The organism is Croceibacterium soli, assembly GCF_009828065.1.
GTDB classification, from domain to species: Bacteria; Pseudomonadota; Alphaproteobacteria; order Sphingomonadales; family Sphingomonadaceae; genus Croceibacterium_B; species Croceibacterium_B soli.
In genome coordinates this window covers 241,078-257,202 of sequence record NZ_WTYK01000003.1, presented here as the reverse complement: position 1 = coordinate 257,202, position 16,125 = coordinate 241,078, and the positions used below count along the sequence as shown (strand labels likewise).

Here is a 16,125-nt window from a genome sequence, read left to right as displayed (position 1 = left end):
GTCAGCTCCCCGGAAACAGCCGCGGCACGAGGGCGAACACGATGCCCTGGAGCGCGGAGTAGGCGATGAAGCGCGCGACCACGTCCATCGTGACGTTGCGGGGGGTCGTGAGCAGGCCCCGTGCTTCGCGGAACGCCAGGTAGATCGCCATGACCAGCGACACCGCCACGACCTGCCCCTGGAGCGCCATGAGCATGAACACCGTCGCGCCCATGCCGCTCGCGGTCGGTTGGAGCCCGGTTCCGAGCCAGCCGCTGATGTCCAGGTAAAGCGCGCCCGCGAGCACCGCCGTGCCGAGCATCTCCAGAGCCCACGGGCCGTCGTTGGCGTACTGCCCTGCCCGCTTCTCCAACCACTTGCGCCCGCCCCAGGAAAGGCCGAGCACCAGCACGTTCAGCGCCACGATGAGCGCAGTCTGGCCAAGCGCCGGAGGGGCCGACCAGACTTCCGGGTGGATGCCGTAGAGGTAGAGATAGGCGAAGATCGCCATCACGCCGATCATGCCGATCACGACCATCAGCACGTTGAGAGCCCACCAGCCGTGGCTGCGCGGGCCGGTGATGGCGATCGGCAGCACGATGCCCGCGCCGACGTCCGCCTCGCTCATCTTCACCGGGCGGTCTGTCTCCCACAGCCAGCGCAGCACCGAAAGCACGGCGAGCACGCCGCTGAACACGCCGAAGGCGTATGCCTGAACGGTCAGCGCGAGGAAGAACCCCGCCGTGAACACCGCCGCCGCCAACGGCCAGGGTGACGGCCCCGGCATCAACTGGATATATTCCGGCTCCGCCTTGATCGGCGAGGTGATCAGGGTTTCGCGCGTGCCGGTCGGCGCGTTGGGCAGGAAGTACCGCCCCTCCTCCACGTCCCCCGAGATCGACGGATCGTCCCACAAGGGATCGCGCGAGCGCACCACGGGGATGGAGCGGACCGAATAGAGCCCAGTCGGTAGCCATTCGAGCGTACCGCCGCCATAGACGTTTCCGGCGTCGTGCTCGGTGGTGAAGCGGAAGTTCCGTGCGAGATCGAACAGGAACAGCAGCACGCCGGCGGCTATGGTGAACGCCCCGATCGTGCTGGTCAGGTTGAGCAAGTCGATCTCGCGGCCCGGCAGGTAAGTGTAGACCCGCCGCGGCATGCCCATCAGGCCGGTCAGGTGCATCGGCAGGAACGTCACGTGCATGCCGGTGAACATGAGCCAGAACACCCAGCGCCCCAGCCTCTCGGAAAGCGGCTTGCGGCTGGTCATCGGGGTCCAGTAGTAGAGCGCGGCGAACATCGGGAACACCATCCCGCCGATCAGCACGTAGTGCAGGTGCGCCACGACGAAGTAAGTATCGTGCACCTGCCAGTCGAACGGCACCATTCCCAGCATCACGCCGGTCAGCCCGCCCATCGTGAACGTGACGATGCTTCCGACCACGAACAGCGCCGGCGTGCTCCACTTGAGCACTTTCCCGCTGGCGAGCGTGGCGATCCAGCAGAACACCTGTATGCCCGCCGGAAGGCTCACCGCCATGCTCGCTGCGGAGAAGTACCCGGAGGAAACGCGCGGCATGTCGGTGGCGAACATGTGGTGCGCCCACACCCCGAAGCTGATGAAGCCGGTCGCCACCAGGGCCAGCACGTTGAGCCGGTAGCCGACCAGCTCGGTCCGCGCGACGGTCGCCACCATCATGCTCATCAGGCCCGCGGCAGGAATGAAGATGATGTAGACCTCCGGATGCCCGAAGAACCAGAACAAGTGCTGCCACAGCAGCGGATCGCCGCCGCGCGTCGGATCGAAGAACGGCCAGTTGAAAGCGCGCTCGATCTCCAGCAGCAGCGTGCACAGGATCACCGAGGGAAAGGCGACGACGATCATCACCGCGAACACCAGCATGGCCCAGGCGAACATCGGCATTCGGTCGAGGGTCATGTTCGGCGCGCGGGTCTTCAGCACGCCGACGATGATCTCCACCGCCCCGGCGATGGCCGAAATCTCGATGAAGCCGATGCCGAGCAGCCAAAAGTCGGCGTTCAGTCCCGGACTGAAGGCCTTGCTGGTCAGCGGCGGGTACATGAACCAGCCGCCGTCTGGCGCCAGCCCTACGAAGATCGAGCAGAAGAACGCCAGGCCGCCGACGAGGTAGGCCCAGAATGCATATGCCGAGAGCCTCGGGAACGGCAGGTCGCGCGCGGCCAGCATCTGCGGCAGCAGCATGATCCCGATCGCCTCCACCGCCGGCACGGCGAAGAGGAACATCATGACCGTGCCGTGCATGGTGAAGAACTGGTTGTAGGTCTCCTGGTCGAGAAATTCCTGCATCGGCGCGGCCAGCTGCACCCGCATGCCCAGCGCCAGGATACCTGCCAGCAGGAAGAACAGCAGGCTGGTCGCGACGTACCAGAACCCGACGTAGTTGTTATTGACGGCCGTCAGCAGCTTCAGCCCGCGCGGGGCGGCCCAGATGCGCTGCAGTTCCTCCAGCTCACCCTCAGGCCGCGGCTCGGACGTCGGGAAGCGTTCGTACAGCCGGGTGTCGAAGCCCGTTTCCGAGCTCATTTCTGCTGCTCGAGCCAGGCGGCCAGCGCGTGGAGGTCTTCGGCGGGAAGCTGGTCGTAGCTCGGCATGCGGTTGCCCGGCTTGATCGACTGGCTGTCCCCGATCCAGCCGATGAGCGTGCCGCGATGGTTCGGCAGAATGCCGGCGCCGAGCGTGAGGCGCGAGCCTATGTGCGTGAGATCCGGTCCGGCCCGGCCCCCCGCCTCGGTACCGGCGACCCGGTGGCAGGCCGCGCAGCCGGACTCCATGAACAGCTCGCGCCCCCGCCCCGCAGCGCCGGTGCCGTCTCTGGGCGCCGTTCGCGAGGTAAGCCACTCCGACCATTCCTCACGCTCGTGCGCCACCGCAACGAAACCCATCAGCGCGTGCGGCCCGCCGCAGTACTCGGCACAGACGCCGCCGAAGCGCCCCGCCCTATCGGCCTCGACCCGCAGCAGCGTGGTGCGGCCGGGGATCATGTCCTTCTTGCCGGAGAGGTTGGGCACCCAGAAGCTGTGGATCACGTCGGCCGAGGTCAGCTCGAACACCACGGGCTGGCCGACAGGTATGTGAACTTCGTTGGCATCTTCGAAGAGTACGTCGCCACTAGGGCCGAGATACTCGACGCGGAACCACCACATCTCCCCGGTCACGCGAATGCGCATCTCCTCACCGGTGATCGGCTTCGTGAGGCTGGCGGTGAGCGTCAGGCCCCAAATCAGCAATCCGGTCAGCACCACGGCGGGAAAGGCAATGCCGCCGATCCCGACGACCTTCTCTCCGCCGATCTTCGCCTTGAGGCGCGCGGGGCCCTTCAGCGCGACCCACAGCGCCGCCACCACGATGGCCGTGACGAACAGCCCCATGGCGAACAGCGCCCAGGAGAGCACCGTTACGCTCTCGGCGTAGGGCCCGGCCGGGTCGAGCACCGGCGGCGGCCATCCCCACAGCGCCTCAGTCATGATCGAGGCCGTAGAGGTAAGCGGCGACATCGGCCGCCTGGCTTTCGCTCAGCGGCATCGGCGGCATCGTGGAGCCGGGCTTTATCGACGGCGCGTTGCGGATGAAGGCGGCGAGCGTTCCGGGGCGGTTGGGCAGCGCTCCGGCGATCAGGCCGACATCGTCGAACCCCGCGAGCGAGGGGCCGAGCCGCCCTTTCGGCCAAGTAACTCCCGGGATCTCGTGGCAGGCGCCGCAGCCGGCGTTCTCGATCAGCGCCAGCCCGCGGGCTTCGGCGCCTCCTTCGGGGGTCCGGCGAGTCTCGGCCGGCGGCTTGCAGGCGACGAGAAGAGCTCCGATCACCGCCCAGGCGGCGAGGCCGGCCGGGCGCCACTTCCCGGATGATCGTGCCTGTCTGCCCGAACCCATGCGTCCCCCGCCATGAACTTCATCGGGAACCAGCCAGTTTCGGGAAATGTTCCCGTGAACGATGGGCCTGCCAGCATTGCGATCCGGATCGAGCGCCATTCCCGCGGCCTGCCTGGCGCTCGCGGCGGCCGGCTGCACGCCCGAACCGGTGCCGAAGCCTTTCGCGCAGACCGGCGAACTGGTCGCGCTGTCCGGCGGCGATGCGGGTCCGCGCGGCGCCTGCCACACATGCCACGGCATGAGTGGAGAGGGAGACGGCAACCTCACCCCGCGCATCGCCGGGCTGGACCCGGGCTACATCGCCCGCCAGTTGATCTTCTACGCCGACGGGCTGCGCCAGCACGAGCAGATGAGCTGGATCGCCCGGCAACTGACGGACGAGCAGCGCTCCCACGTATCCGACTACTACGCGGGCATGGAACCGGCGCCGCTGGAAAGGGCTCCGTCGGTCCGGCTCGCATGCGAACCCGGAGCAGAGGCGCTCTACCTGCAAGGCGATCCCGAGCGCGGCCTCGAGGCGTGCGCCACCTGCCATGGGCGGGACGGAGGCGATGCCCAAGCAGGCAGTCCCTCGCTGGCCGGCCAACCCGCGCCGTACGTCGCCGCGCAGCTTCGCGCCTGGCGGTCGGGCGAGCGCTACGGCGATCCGCAGAACGTCATGCTGGCGGCGGCGCAAGCGATGGCCGAAGAGGAGATCAACCCGCTGGCCGATTATATCGCCCGTACTGGGGATGGGTCGGATCGTCCGGGATTTCCGGCAGAATGCCCGTCACCACGTCGTCGCGATCCCAGAAGTGGTGCTTGAGCGCCGCGCCGATGTGCAGCGGCAGCAGCAGGCACAGGCCGATCACGCCGACGACGTGCGTATCCTCGGCCCAGTCCAGTACGCGGTACTGCCAGGCAGGCGAGAGGTCGTAGAACGGCATCGGCGGCAGCGGGACGAGGCCCGCGAGATAGAGCGGCTGCGCCGGCTGGATCGCCGACCACAGGCACCACCCGCTCAGCGGCAGCAGCGCGAACAGGGCATAGAACCCGATGTGCGTCACATGGGCCGCGGTGGTCTTCCAGCCCTGATTGTCGGCGGCGTTGATCGGATCGGGGATGAACAGTCGCCACAGCCCGCGGAGGATCGCCAGGAGCAGCAGGCTCAGCCCGAGCTCGCTGTGCCGCGCATAGACCTCCAGCTTGTCGCCGCCGACCTGGTAGCGCTGCATCATCCAGCCGGAGAACAGCTGGTAGAGCACCAGCCCGGCCATGATCCAGTGGAACCACACCCCGACTGGGGAATACTTGCCGTTCTCCGTGAAGCCGACCGCCCAGGCGCGGATATGGTCGAGCAGCTTCACGCGGGCGCCTGCCTATCTCGCGAGGCCGCGCGCATCGAGCGATAGAGGACTACCATCGCCCCCAGCAGGTAGATCGCGCCCGCGGGCGCCCACATGACGATCCCGGCAAGCTGCTGATCCTCCAGCGGCGAGAGGCCCCAGGCCGATGTCGTCAGCCAGTGCGGCGCGTAGAACGCGGTGCCGGCGAACGTCAGCAGTGCGCCGAGCAGACCCATCGCCACGAGCGTCGCCAACAGCGCCGCGACGCCGCCGGCGGCGGGGGCGCGTAGAACCTTGGCCCACCAGACCGCCGCGCTCGCGGTAATCGTCGCCTGCATCAGCCAGAACACGGGGCTGGAGGACATCACCGCCTCGTAAAGCGGCGGCGCGTGCCAGGCCCAGAAGACCAGCGCGTGGATCGCCGTCCACAAGGCGAGCGAACCGGGCACCACCCGCTCGTGCAACCGCAGCGTGGCCATCACCAGCGGCCCGAGGACAGCGGCCAGTATCACGTCGTGGATCACCCGGACGAGGAACAGCGCCGAGCCCATCGCGCAGAACGGGCTGACGAACAGGAACGCCGCGACGGCGAGTGCGCACGAGCCCGCGCGCCTGTCCGCGGATCGGGAACGCCACAGCCAGGCAGCGGCTAGCGCCAGTGCCGCCAGCAGGAACGGGTCGAGGTTCCAACGCCCGATCCACTCGGCAGGGAGCGGCGCCGCCCCGCAATAGGGAACCCAGAGGTCTGCGGCGCTGGTCATTGCATGAAGCTGCCCTCGTCCGGCTGTTTCCGGGATCAACGCACGGGCGGCGATATGTTTTCACGCTATCTGGTCCGCTTTCCGGGCATTCGGTGTCGCCTCGATCCGGCATTACTGGGCGCGGGCCCCGGGAACCGCCCCCCAACTCGTCACCCTGAACTCGTTTCAGGGTCCATCTCTCCACCCGCACAGACCACGCCTGGAGGCAGGATGGATGCTGAAACGAGTTCAGCATGACGAGGAGGGACAGCAGGTTCCAGGGCGTATGACGGAACCCGGCGGCGGCGGTGCGCTTTAGGGGTGCATGACCGGGCAACCCACCAAACCCCTCGTGCTGATCACCGGCGCAGGGGGAAACCTGGGCCGCTCGATCGGCACTGCTCTGAGCCGCGAATACACGGTCGCCGGGCTCGACCGGTCGGCGGCGAGCGAGCCGTTCCCGATCATCGAAGCGGAACTCACGTCAGGCGAAGCGATCACGGCAGCGCTCGCGCAGATCCGCGAGGAGCACGGCACGCGGATCGCCAGCGTGATCCACCTTGCCGCGTTCTTCGACTTCTCCGGCGAGGAACACCCACTCTACCGCAAGCTGAACGTCGAGGGGACGCGCCTGCTGCTCCGCGCGCTGCGCGAGTTCGAGGTGGAGCAGTTCCTTTATACCAGCACGATGCTGGTCCACCGCCCGGGGCGGCCCGGCGAAGTCATCGATGAAGACCAGCCGATCGATCCGCAGTGGGCCTACCCGAAGTCCAAGGCCGAGGCCGAACGCGTAATCGAGGAGGAAGCCGGCGAGATCCCGGTGGCGCTGCTCCGACTAGCCGGAGTCTACGACGACGAGACGATGGTCCCCACCCTCGCGCAGCAGATCGCGCGGGTCTATGAGCGCGACTTCGAGAGCCATCTCTACTCCGGCCGGCGCGACGCCGGGCAGGCCATGCTGCACCGCGACGACATGCTCGACGCGATCCGCCGCACGGTTGACCGGCGGCATGATCTGCCCCGACGGACCGCGCTGCTGATCGGCGAGCCCGAGACGATCGGATACGACGCTCTGCAGGACGAGATCGGACACCTGGTCCACGGCCAGGAGGAGTGGCCGGTCCTGCGCATACCGAAGCCACTGGCCGCTGCCGGCGCATGGGCCCAGGAAAAGCTCGAGCCCCTCATCCCGGACGCCATCGACAAAGGCGAGGAGCCGTTCATCAAGCCGTTCATGGTCCGGATGGCCGACGATCACTACGCGCTCGACATCTCGCGCGCACAAACGCTGCTCGGCTGGGCTCCACACCACCGGCTGAAGGACGAGCTTCCCGCGATGATCGCGAACCTCAAGCGCGATCCGCCCGGCTGGTACCGCGCGAACAAGGTCACCCCGCCAAAAGAGTGGCCGACGCCCGCTTGATCAGGCGGCTCTTGCAGACGGCGAGGGGATGGACCGCCGCCGGCGATCCATCCACCCGGCCCGGATGCGCTGCGTCAGAAGCCCATCTTCAGCGTTCCGCGCAGGGACAGCGCGGTGCCGCCGTGGCGGTCTTCGGCGCCCAGTTCGCCGCCCATCTCGAACATCGAGCTGCCGCCCATGGCGCGCAGGCGGGCGTACCAGCCGCTGTCGACCTGCTCCGGTTCGAGCGTGAACGGGGTGCCGTCTTCGAACTTCGCGGTCGTCGCGCCGAGCGAGCCGCCGACGACTTCGCGCCAGCCGCCTTCGGTTTCGACACGGAACCAGTTCTCGTCCCGCTTGCGGGTACCGGTGAAGTCGAATCCCAGGGTGAGGCCGCCGTTGACCGCGAATTCGTCGCTCTTGCGGTCCTCCACCTCGAGGTCGAGGCCCTCGCCGCCGTGGTCGGTGTAGCCGTCCTCGTCGAGCTTGAGGTAATCGAACGAGACGCTCGGGCGGAAGAAAAAGTGGGTGCCGCCGCCTTCGTAGGACAGGCCGCCGCTGGCCGACATCATCGTTCCGTTCCATTCGCTGATGACGTGGCGCTCGACCGCCTTGTCGCCGGCCTGGCCGGTGAACGTGCGGCGTCCGCGGAAATCGACCAGGCCAATGGAACCGCGCGCGAAGGTCGTGAGCCCGCCCCACTTGCCGCGCCAATAGGCCGCCAGCTCGTAAGTATCGGAGAGGACGCGGTTGTAGTCGCTGCCTTGGTCGTACTCGTTCCACAGCCAGGTCGCGGCGAGGCCGAAGCTGCCGATGCCGGTGTCGATCTCGCCGGCGCCGGAGAAGCCGAAGCCGCCGAGGTCGTAGACGGCGGTCGCGCCTTCGTCCTTGTCGCTGGTCCAGGCTGCGGCGCTGACGATCACGTCCAGGCCGCCGCTCGAGTAGACCGGGCTCGGCGGATCGGCCACTTGCCGGGCGAAGGCGCGGGTGCCGAGGCTGACACCCTCGAACGCGCCGCCGGCGTGATCGGGCAGCATCTGCCGCACGGCGTGGCGGAACTGGTCGCCGTCGCTGATGCCGAGGAAGATCTTCTCGACATCGTCGTCCTCGCCGATCGCCGCGAACACCGCGTTATAGGCCGTGCTCTGGGAGCGGTTGAGGCCGAGTTCCTGCGAGGTACGCTTGGCGACATCGACCACGATGCGGTTCGGGCCGGCATTGCTGGCGAGGGAGGCCTTGAACAGGAACGGTACCGCCGACGTATTCACCGCGATGCCCGAGGCGCCCTGCAGAGTGCCTGCATCCACCACGACATAGCTGCCTTCCGCATTGCTCACGTCCGCCAGGCGCACAGCGAGCTTGGCTCCGCTGGCGAAGCTCGCGGTGCCCGACACGTCGTAAGCCGTGCCGGAGCCGGCCGCCTTGTCGAGCGTGACCGCGAGGGTGCCGCCCGCGCCGACGGTGAGCGAGGCGATCGAGGCAGGCTTGTTGATGTCGAGCGTACCGCCGGCGACGTTCACCGCCAGGTTGGCCGAATTCGCAAGGCTGCCGGAGAACCGCGCCGAACCGCCGATGGTCAGGGTATCCGCGCCGCCACCGAAGTCCGCCACGCCGGAGAAAACGGAGGTGCCGGCCAGGCTCATCGTATCGCTGCCTGCGCCGAACAGGGCGGAGCCGGTGTGCACCGCATCGCCCGAGAGCGCGAACGCGTTGTTGCCCGCGCCGAAGAATGCCGCGCCCTTGAAGGTGCCGTCGGCCACGTCGAGCAAGTCGTTGCCCGATCCGAGCCGGATATCGCCGTCGATCGCCGGAGCGGTGAAGCCGGAGCCGACCTGGGTCTGCTTCACGGTGACGCCGGTGGTGTTGGCGGAGAGGTCGATGGCGATATTGCGCCCCGATCCGGCCTTGGCTCCCGTCGCGGAGATTGCGCCGCTGTTCTCGACCAGGGTGGTGTTGCCGCTGCGGTCGATGATCGCAGTGGCGGAGCCGTTCTCTCCAGCGGCGGTGGCCTTGATCGTGCCGCTGTTGCGGAGGGTGGCCACGCTGGCGCCCGCATCAATGGCGAGAGCGGTGGTCTTCGCGGTGGCCGAATTGCCGCCTTTCGCTTCGACGGTTCCGGAGTTGCGGATTTCGGGCGTCGTCGCTCCGGCGCCGAAGCGCAGCGCCGTGGCGCTGGCTCCGTCGGACACGGCAGAGACCGTTCCGGTGATGCCGACGCCGTTTGCGATGGTCACGTCTCCGCCGCGTCCGCCGATGACGAGGCCGTTGGCAGCGACGCCGGAATAAAGACCGATGCCGCCCACCGCACCGTCGATCTGGAGGCCGAACTTGGTGGCCGTGGCGGCGACCGGGCCGATGGTCACCGCGCGATCGGCGGCGCCGATCACCATGGCGGGAGCCGCGCCGTAGGAGACCACTTTGGCGGAACCTTCCTTGGCATCTTCGATACCGTCGCCGTCTTCGTCGGCATTGTTGGCATTGTTGTCCTTCGGGGGTACCGCCAGAACGATGCCGCCGGTCACGTCTCCCTCGATCACCAGTGCCGATCCGCCCTGCAACAGGTCGTCGGCATCGAGCTTGGCGGTGCTGGAGGGCGCAGTGGTGTAGCGATAGCCGGTCGAGGTGATCGCGCCCTGGACGACCATGGCCCCGTCCACGTCGCCCGAGAACCGCGCGCCGATCGCATTCGTGCCGGTGGCGGTCACGGTGCCGGCCAGCCGCACAGTGCCGGTGATGTCCTGCGCCTGGACGCCGACAGCGTTGTTGCCAAGCACAGTGGTCTTGCCGTCGTGGGTGAAGGCGCCGGTCAGCGGACCTCCGAGCCAGATGCCGGCGGAGTCGTTGCCTTCCACCGTGATCGTGCCGCTGTTGTTCAGCTTGCCGGTGTGCGCGCCGGCTGTGCGGATGCCGAAGCGGCCCGAACCGAGCGCGAAGGGACCGTCGAGGTCACCGTCGTTGTCGCTGTCGGTCGGCGTGTAGGGTTCGTCGATCGTGATCGTGCCGGAGTTCACGATGTCGCCGCTCGTCCCGGCGAGCGCGGCGATACCGACCGCGCCATTGGCGTTGCCGATCGTGACCGCGCCCTGGTTGGTCACCGAATGGTTGCTGTCCATCGTCACCGCCGTGCCGCCGGTCAGGACGACCGAGCCGGCCGAGGTGATGGTGATCGAATCCGGGGCGCCGGCCTTGACGGTGGAGGTCCGCACCGGAGCGGTAACTTTGGTCGCGATGGTCTCGGCCGCGGCCGGAGTGGCGATCGCGAGCATGGCGGTAGAGGCAAGCAGGTAACGACGCATTTGGAGTTCCCTCGTCCAGATCGGTTGTCGACCTGCATGACGGAGCCCCTGCTCGCCGGCCTTGGCGCCTCGAGCGAATTTTTCAGAAGGAGGTGTCGAACCCGATGCGCACGGTGCGCGGCTGCAACGGGGTGATCTGCTCGCGGCCGATGGCGAATGGCGTTCCGAGGGCGAAGCGGTTGCCCTGGACATCGGCGATGTTGGTGACGCTAAGCGAGACGCCGTGGCGCTCACCGCCGAGGCGCACCACGATGCCGCTGTCGAAATAGTCGCCCTGCGACTCCCCGAGCTCGGGACCGATGCCGAGCCGCGAGCGGCCGATATAGCTGGCCCAGCCCTGTGCGGTGAGATCGAGATCGCGGCCGACCGGGCGGCGGTAGTCGAAGCCGAGCCGTCCGGCAAAGCGGGCGATGTTCGGCACTTGCGTGGTGCGGGTGAAGGTCAGCGGCGCCGGCTCGTCGACGTGGCTGTCGTTGTAGGTCAACCCGCCGCTGAGCCGCAGGTCGGGCGTCACCTCGACGGCCCCCGCCACGCTGGCGGTCCAGACCGTGCCGTCGCCGATGTTGGCGGTGCTCGGCAGCCCGGAGCCATCGATGAAGTCCGCCTGGATGTCGCGCCAGCGCGTGTGCGAGAGGCTCGCGGTCAGTTCGAACGGACCCGTGCCCGGCACGCCGTGGCGCGCGCCGAATTCGAACGTCGCGGCCCGATCGTTGCGGAAGCGGCGCACGAAGTTGCCCTCGATCGCCAAGCCGCCGGGGCGGAAACCTTCCTGGTAGCGCACGAACAGGCTCGTTTCGGGCGTGACTTCGGCGAGCAGGGAGGCGGAGGGCAGGAAGGCGGTCTCGATCCGCTTGGCGGTGATTTCCATCCCCGCCAGCGCGATGGCGAGCGGCACGTCTTCCCCCTCGCCGCCCAGGTGGGAGCGCGTGTAGCGCGCCCCGGCGGTCGCCACGAGCCTGTCCAGAAGACGGACGCTCCCCTCGCCGTAGAAGGTCACCTCATTGATCGTGTTGCGCACGCCGGTCGTGCTCGCCCGCTCCTGCTCCCCGCCGATCTCGCGGGTCAGCGTGGTCCGGTTGCGGGTATAGCTGGCGCCGGCGAGCCATTCGAAGCGCTCCCCCAGCGGCTGCCACAGGCGAGTTTCGTTGGCGAACATCTCCGTGTCGTTGCGCTGCACGAACAGGCGTGCGGGGCCATTGGGCCGCGTCGCATCGTACCGCTCCATCAAATGCTGGGAGGTCGCCCCGGTCGTCGAACGGAAGCGGACCGGGCCGAGGCTGCCGGAGACGACCACTTGGCCTTGCACGAAGTCTGCCTCAGCCCCTTCCTGCACCTGAGCCGCCCGGCTCAGCGGCGGCCCGCCGCGATCGGCATACTGGCTGTCTTCGGCATGGTTCGTCTGGCCCAGCCCGATCAGATCGACCGTCCAGTCTGGTCCGGCGGCGATGCGCACCATTGCGCGTCCGCCGAGGATCTCGGTGCGGTTGACGTTCTGCTCGCCCAGCAGCGGCTTGTCGATATAGCCGCCGTGGGTGGCGGCATCGACGGTGAACCGAAGGGCCGCGCTGTCCCCGGCCAGCGGCAGGTTCACGGTCGCGTTTCCGTCGGCCCCGCCGGCGCCGTGCTGGATCAGCGAACCGCCGATCATCGCCGAGGCGCTGGTTACGCCGAGCTCCGGCGCGTTCGGGACGAGGCGGATGATGCCGCCAAGCGACCCGGCGCCGTAGAGCGTGCCTTGCGGCCCTTCGAGAACTTCCACCCGCTCTAGGTCCGACAGGCGCAAGTCCGGGTCAGGCGCGTTGTAGCTCAGGCGCAAGTCGCCGAGGTACTGGCCCACAGTGGCCTGGGTCGGCCCGGTGAAGCTGGAATCGGCGATGCCCCGGATGAACAGCTTGTTGCGTCCGCTGCCGAGGTAGGTCGAGGAGACCGTGGCGACCCGCTGCATGATCTTCTCGGTTCCGCCGACACCGCCAAGCTCCAGCTCCTCCCCGGGAAGGATCGAGACTTGCCCGGGAAATTCCGCCAGCGCCGCGTCCCGCTTGCTGCCGACGACGACGATCTCCACCGGCGCTTCCGCCTGCGGCACGGGCGGGGCGAAGCGCCGCTCCTGCTGGCGCGGCCGCCGTGGCTGGACGAACGGGCGCGGCTCACGAGGGGCCGGCAGCAGGCGCCAGGCCGAAGGACCGGCGGCGACTGCCCGCGCACCGGAAGCGCGCGCCAGCTTCTTCACCGCGTCCGCGGCGGACATGCTGCCGCGGATCGCCCGCACGCGGCGGTTGCCGATGGCGGGATCGGCGACGACGATGCTGGAGCCGGTCTGCCGGGCGATGGCAATCGCCGCATCCGCCGCCCGCCCGGCAGGCGCGTCGATCCGCACGCGCTCCGCCTGGGCGGGAGCGCTCGCTACGGCCACTGCGGCGAACAGGAAGAACCCCTCCGGCCGCATGGCTAGGGCGCTGCGATCATCCAGGCATCGTCCGCCTGCCTGACAGTCACCCCGAGCAGCGGACCGAGCGCGCGCGGGTCCTCTCGCAGCGGGCCCACCAGGATACTGCCGGAGACCGCCTGCGCGGCCGTGCCAGGATCGGCACGGTAGGCGATGCCGGTCGCGCGGCTCAGCTCGGATGCGATCTCCGCCAGCGAGGCGTTTTCGAACGTGACCCGGCCCTGCCGCCATTCGCCCATCTGGGCCGGCGCAAACTTGCGCAGGCTGTAATCGGGCGAGCCGGCGGCGCTCGTCAGCATGTCGCCGGGTTCGAGCCGCACGTTCTGCGCCGACGGATTGAAGATGACCGCGCCTTCGGAGACCGCGACCGTCATGGCCGATGCGGTGCGCCGTACGTCGAACACCGTGCCGGCATCGACCAGCGTGTCCTCGCCCACTTCGAGGCGGAAGGGATCGGTCTGGTCGTGGCGGATCGTGAACAGCGCCTGCCCCTGCTCCAGCCTGGCGAAGCGGGGATCGTCCTCCTCCAGCAGCAGCCGCGTGCCGCCGGCGAGTTCGATCTGCCCGCCGCCCGCAAGTGCCACGGTCCGCAGTTCGCCCGGAGCGGTCTCCACCGTGTAGCGCTCGTCGCTCATCTGCCAGACGCCGAGCGCCATCAGCGCCGCCAGCGACGCCGCTATCGCCCCGCCGAGCCAGCGCCGGGTGACGCGCGGGGGAACCGCATCCTCGTCATTGGCGCCGACGGGCAGCGGCGGCATCTCGGCGGCTTCGGCAACGGCCAGCGAGACCCGGTCGTAAGCAGCGGCGTGGGCCGGGTCTTCCTCGAGCCAGCAGGTGAAGCCTTCCCAATCCGCGAATTCCGGATCGCCGGTGCGGACTGCCCAGGCTACCGCCTGTTCCCTGATCTGCTGGTCATGCGGCATAGGACAGTCCTCCTGCCACCAGGACGGAGACGATCGGCTCAACCCTCATCCAAACGCTCCTTCAGGTCCGCGAGCGCGCGATAGGCGCGGCGCAGATCGCTTTCGACGGTGCTGAGGCTGACGCCGATTTCCTCCGCCACCTGCCGCTGCGGTATCCCGTCGACCCTGTGCCGGCGGAACACGGCGGCCGGGCGCGGTCCCAGCGCGTCGATCGCCTCGGCGACCAGCCGGGCATTCTCCCGGCCGATGATGTGCCGTTCCACCGATGGCGTGTCGGACACGCCGGGCTGCGCCCCGCCGGCGGCCTCGGTCCAGGCACGCTCGCGCTTGCGGGTCTGGGTTTCGGCGCGGTAGCGGTCGATCATCAGCATGTCCGCCGCGCGGAACAGGTAGGAGAGCGGCGACGCGACCGGCCCCGGCCGGCTGGCGGCAATCCTCAGCCACAGCTCCTGCAGCAGGTCCTCCGCCGCATCGCCCGCCCCGCGCGCGGCGAGGAAACGCAGCAGTCTCTCGCGGTTGGCGAGAAACACGGCTTCGAGGCCGACATGGGAAGACGTCTCAGGCAAGGACCACCCGCAGCGCGATGTCGAATGGCCGCGTGATAGGCCGAGGCGGCGCGAGATAAAAGCCGCTCGGCGCTGCTCTGTGCCGCCCGCCCCGGTACGCCCGGTCTTAGGGGTCCGTTGTCGTGGTTGCCCCGTCTTCGATCGCGAAGTGGATCGGCTTGAAGCTGCCGCCGTTGGAAGCGTAAGCCGAACAGGCGGTTAGTCCCACGATCAGGTCCATCTCGGCGCGCATCCGCAAGTAGTCCCCGGGCCGGCTCAGCGGCGGATCGACCCGCAGCTTGCCGTTCGGCTCCACCGGTACGTTCATGAACAGATTGAAGGCGCAGGGGATCATGTCCGGTTCGACGCCGTAGGGCGCCAGCGCCTCGGCCAGGTTGCCGAAGCAGCCGCGGTGCACCGGGTGCTCGGGATAAAAGTGGCGAAAGGTCGCCTCGCTGCATGGCGTCAGCAAGAAGTCGTGCCGCCCAACGGTGTCCTCGACGATCGTCAGCATCGGGTTCGATCGGTTCGACCACAGGCGGTTGCCCGCCGTCAGCGCGATCGTTTCCTCGTAATCGAACGTGCGCCCGTTGGAGATGGCCTCGCGAACGTCGTCGGCGTTGTAGGCGAGCATGTCAGATACCTGCACGCCCTGCGGATCGATCACGCGCAGGACCTGCCCTTTGCCCAGGCGGAATGCCACCCCGCTACGCGGGCCGATCTCCTGGACGGTCACGCGGCGCGCGGATCGCGGAAGGGGCAGCGCCAGTCGTCGCTGACCATGCGGCCGCTGTACTGCCGCGCCTCGCTCGCCTCGCCGAAGCGCGCGAGCATCGGGTTCGCGTCGCCCGCCAGGGCCACGTCACGGGTGATGATCGCGTCGCGCATGCGTTCGTAGCGGCCTTCCTTGCGCAGGCGCTCGAACTGGTCGTGCAGGTTGAACACCAGGGTTGGCCGCGGCATCCGCCGGGCTGGGCGTGAGGCGTTCGGGTGCAGGCCGATTACGAAGAAGGCCGCTCCGCCGAAGCTGAGCGAGAAATGCGGATCGTCGGGATTGGGGCTGACGCTGCCGTCGTAAGGCTGGCCGCGCCAGTCATCTTTGTCGGCAAGCGATTGCAGCCGCGCCCACATGGCGGCCTCAAAGCCCTCCTCATCGAGATCCTTGGGGCCTTCGAAGACCACGGCCAGGCTGCGCAGCCCTTCGGGGTTCTCACGGTAAGCCTTCGCCCACTCGAGCAGCTCGGAATGGATCTTAACGTCGTCCCACGCGCTCTCGATCGAATGGCCGACGAGAGTCTTCAGGGTCCCGCGCGCCATCGCCGACTTGGCTCCAACGCAGGGAAACCGCTCGTCGGCAATTGCCGCAAGCAACTCTTCGCGCCCCTTCAGGACGGTATCTTCATTTACAAGCATTGGGTGACACGGTTCCAGTCTGCAGCATGAACGGAGAAGCCGCTGTAATGTTCCGTTCAGGTTTCAGCGCCTGCGGTCCCCCATTTGTCGACGTGACAAGCTCGCTCCCGCGTCAGTTGGGAAACTTCGGGCCCGGTTCTGAC

General features: G+C 68.3%; 13 protein-coding genes. 2 read left to right on the top strand and 11 right to left on the bottom strand.

Going from position 1 to position 16,125, the window contains the following annotated elements; all coding sequences use genetic code 11:
• Window position 1 precedes the first annotated feature (1 nt).
• Genes GRI75_RS07020 through GRI75_RS07010 form a run of 3 tightly spaced genes read right to left on the bottom strand, consistent with a single transcriptional unit; the run spans window position 2 to window position 3,892 of the window.
• On the bottom strand, window positions 2-2,545 hold the full coding sequence (locus GRI75_RS07020; protein WP_160746248.1) for a cbb3-type cytochrome c oxidase subunit I: 2,544 nt from the start codon (window positions 2,543-2,545) through the stop codon (window positions 2-4).
• Window positions 2,542-3,486 (bottom strand): cytochrome c oxidase subunit II, encoded by a 945-nt coding sequence (locus GRI75_RS07015; RefSeq protein WP_160746247.1) that lies wholly within the window; start codon window positions 3,484-3,486, stop codon window positions 2,542-2,544. The genes GRI75_RS07020 and GRI75_RS07015 overlap by 4 nt, the downstream gene beginning before the upstream one ends.
• Window positions 3,479-3,892 carry a c-type cytochrome gene (locus tag GRI75_RS07010; RefSeq protein ID WP_160746246.1) on the bottom strand — a complete coding sequence of 138 codons (414 nt, stop codon included), beginning with the start codon at window positions 3,890-3,892 and terminating at the stop codon, window positions 3,479-3,481. The genes GRI75_RS07015 and GRI75_RS07010 overlap by 8 nt, the downstream gene beginning before the upstream one ends.
• A 61-nt stretch (window positions 3,893-3,953) precedes the next feature.
• On the opposite strand from GRI75_RS07010, the gene GRI75_RS07005 reads away from it, so the two are divergent.
• Window positions 3,954-4,697 carry a c-type cytochrome gene (locus tag GRI75_RS07005; protein WP_160746245.1) on the top strand — a complete coding sequence of 248 codons (744 nt, stop codon included), beginning with the start codon at window positions 3,954-3,956 and terminating at the stop codon, window positions 4,695-4,697.
• Here the strand turns inward: GRI75_RS07005 and GRI75_RS07000 are convergent.
• Window positions 4,588-5,238 (bottom strand): cytochrome b, encoded by a 651-nt coding sequence (locus tag GRI75_RS07000; RefSeq protein WP_160746244.1) that lies wholly within the window; start codon window positions 5,236-5,238, stop codon window positions 4,588-4,590. The two genes, GRI75_RS07005 and GRI75_RS07000, sit on opposite strands and share 110 nt — an antisense overlap.
• Complete coding sequence (locus GRI75_RS06995) at window positions 5,235-5,978, bottom strand: cytochrome c oxidase assembly protein (RefSeq protein WP_160746243.1); 744 nt, start codon at window positions 5,976-5,978, stop codon at window positions 5,235-5,237. The genes GRI75_RS07000 and GRI75_RS06995 overlap by 4 nt, the downstream gene beginning before the upstream one ends.
• Window positions 5,979-6,282: 304 nt before the next feature.
• Here GRI75_RS06995 and GRI75_RS06990 point away from each other — a divergent pair, with 304 nt between their 5' ends.
• A complete protein-coding gene (locus GRI75_RS06990; protein WP_160746242.1) occupies window positions 6,283-7,380 on the top strand; it encodes an NAD-dependent epimerase/dehydratase family protein in 1,098 nt (365 codons plus the stop codon).
• Window positions 7,381-7,454: 74 nt separating this feature from the next.
• Here the strand turns inward: GRI75_RS06990 and GRI75_RS06985 are convergent, their stop codons facing one another.
• The 6 genes from GRI75_RS06985 to gntA all read right to left on the bottom strand — a co-directional run bounded on the left by GRI75_RS06985 (window position 7,455) and on the right by gntA (window position 15,982).
• The gene (locus GRI75_RS06985) at window positions 7,455-10,655 is read right to left on the bottom strand and encodes an autotransporter domain-containing protein (protein ID WP_160746241.1); all 3,201 of its coding nucleotides are present in this window, start codon (window positions 10,653-10,655) and stop codon (window positions 7,455-7,457) included.
• 82 nt (window positions 10,656-10,737) lie between these two features.
• Window positions 10,738-13,068 carry a TonB-dependent receptor gene (locus tag GRI75_RS06980; RefSeq protein ID WP_328597946.1) on the bottom strand — a complete coding sequence of 777 codons (2,331 nt, stop codon included), beginning with the start codon at window positions 13,066-13,068 and terminating at the stop codon, window positions 10,738-10,740.
• A gap of 35 nt (window positions 13,069-13,103) precedes the next feature.
• Entirely contained in the window at window positions 13,104-14,024 is a 921-nt protein-coding gene (locus GRI75_RS06975) for a FecR family protein (protein ID WP_160746239.1), read from the bottom strand.
• 38 nt (window positions 14,025-14,062) lie between these two features.
• On the bottom strand, window positions 14,063-14,590 hold the full coding sequence (locus GRI75_RS06970; RefSeq protein ID WP_160746238.1) for an RNA polymerase sigma factor: 528 nt from the start codon (window positions 14,588-14,590) through the stop codon (window positions 14,063-14,065).
• A 106-nt stretch (window positions 14,591-14,696) separates the two neighbouring features.
• On the bottom strand, window positions 14,697-15,305 hold the full coding sequence (locus tag GRI75_RS06965; RefSeq protein WP_160746237.1) for a DUF1989 domain-containing protein: 609 nt from the start codon (window positions 15,303-15,305) through the stop codon (window positions 14,697-14,699).
• Entirely contained in the window at window positions 15,302-15,982 is a 681-nt protein-coding gene (gene gntA / locus GRI75_RS06960; protein WP_160746236.1) for a guanitoxin biosynthesis heme-dependent pre-guanitoxin N-hydroxylase GntA, read from the bottom strand. Before gntA ends, GRI75_RS06965 begins: the two co-directional genes overlap by 4 nt.
• Window positions 15,983-16,125: the final 143 nt, after the last annotated feature.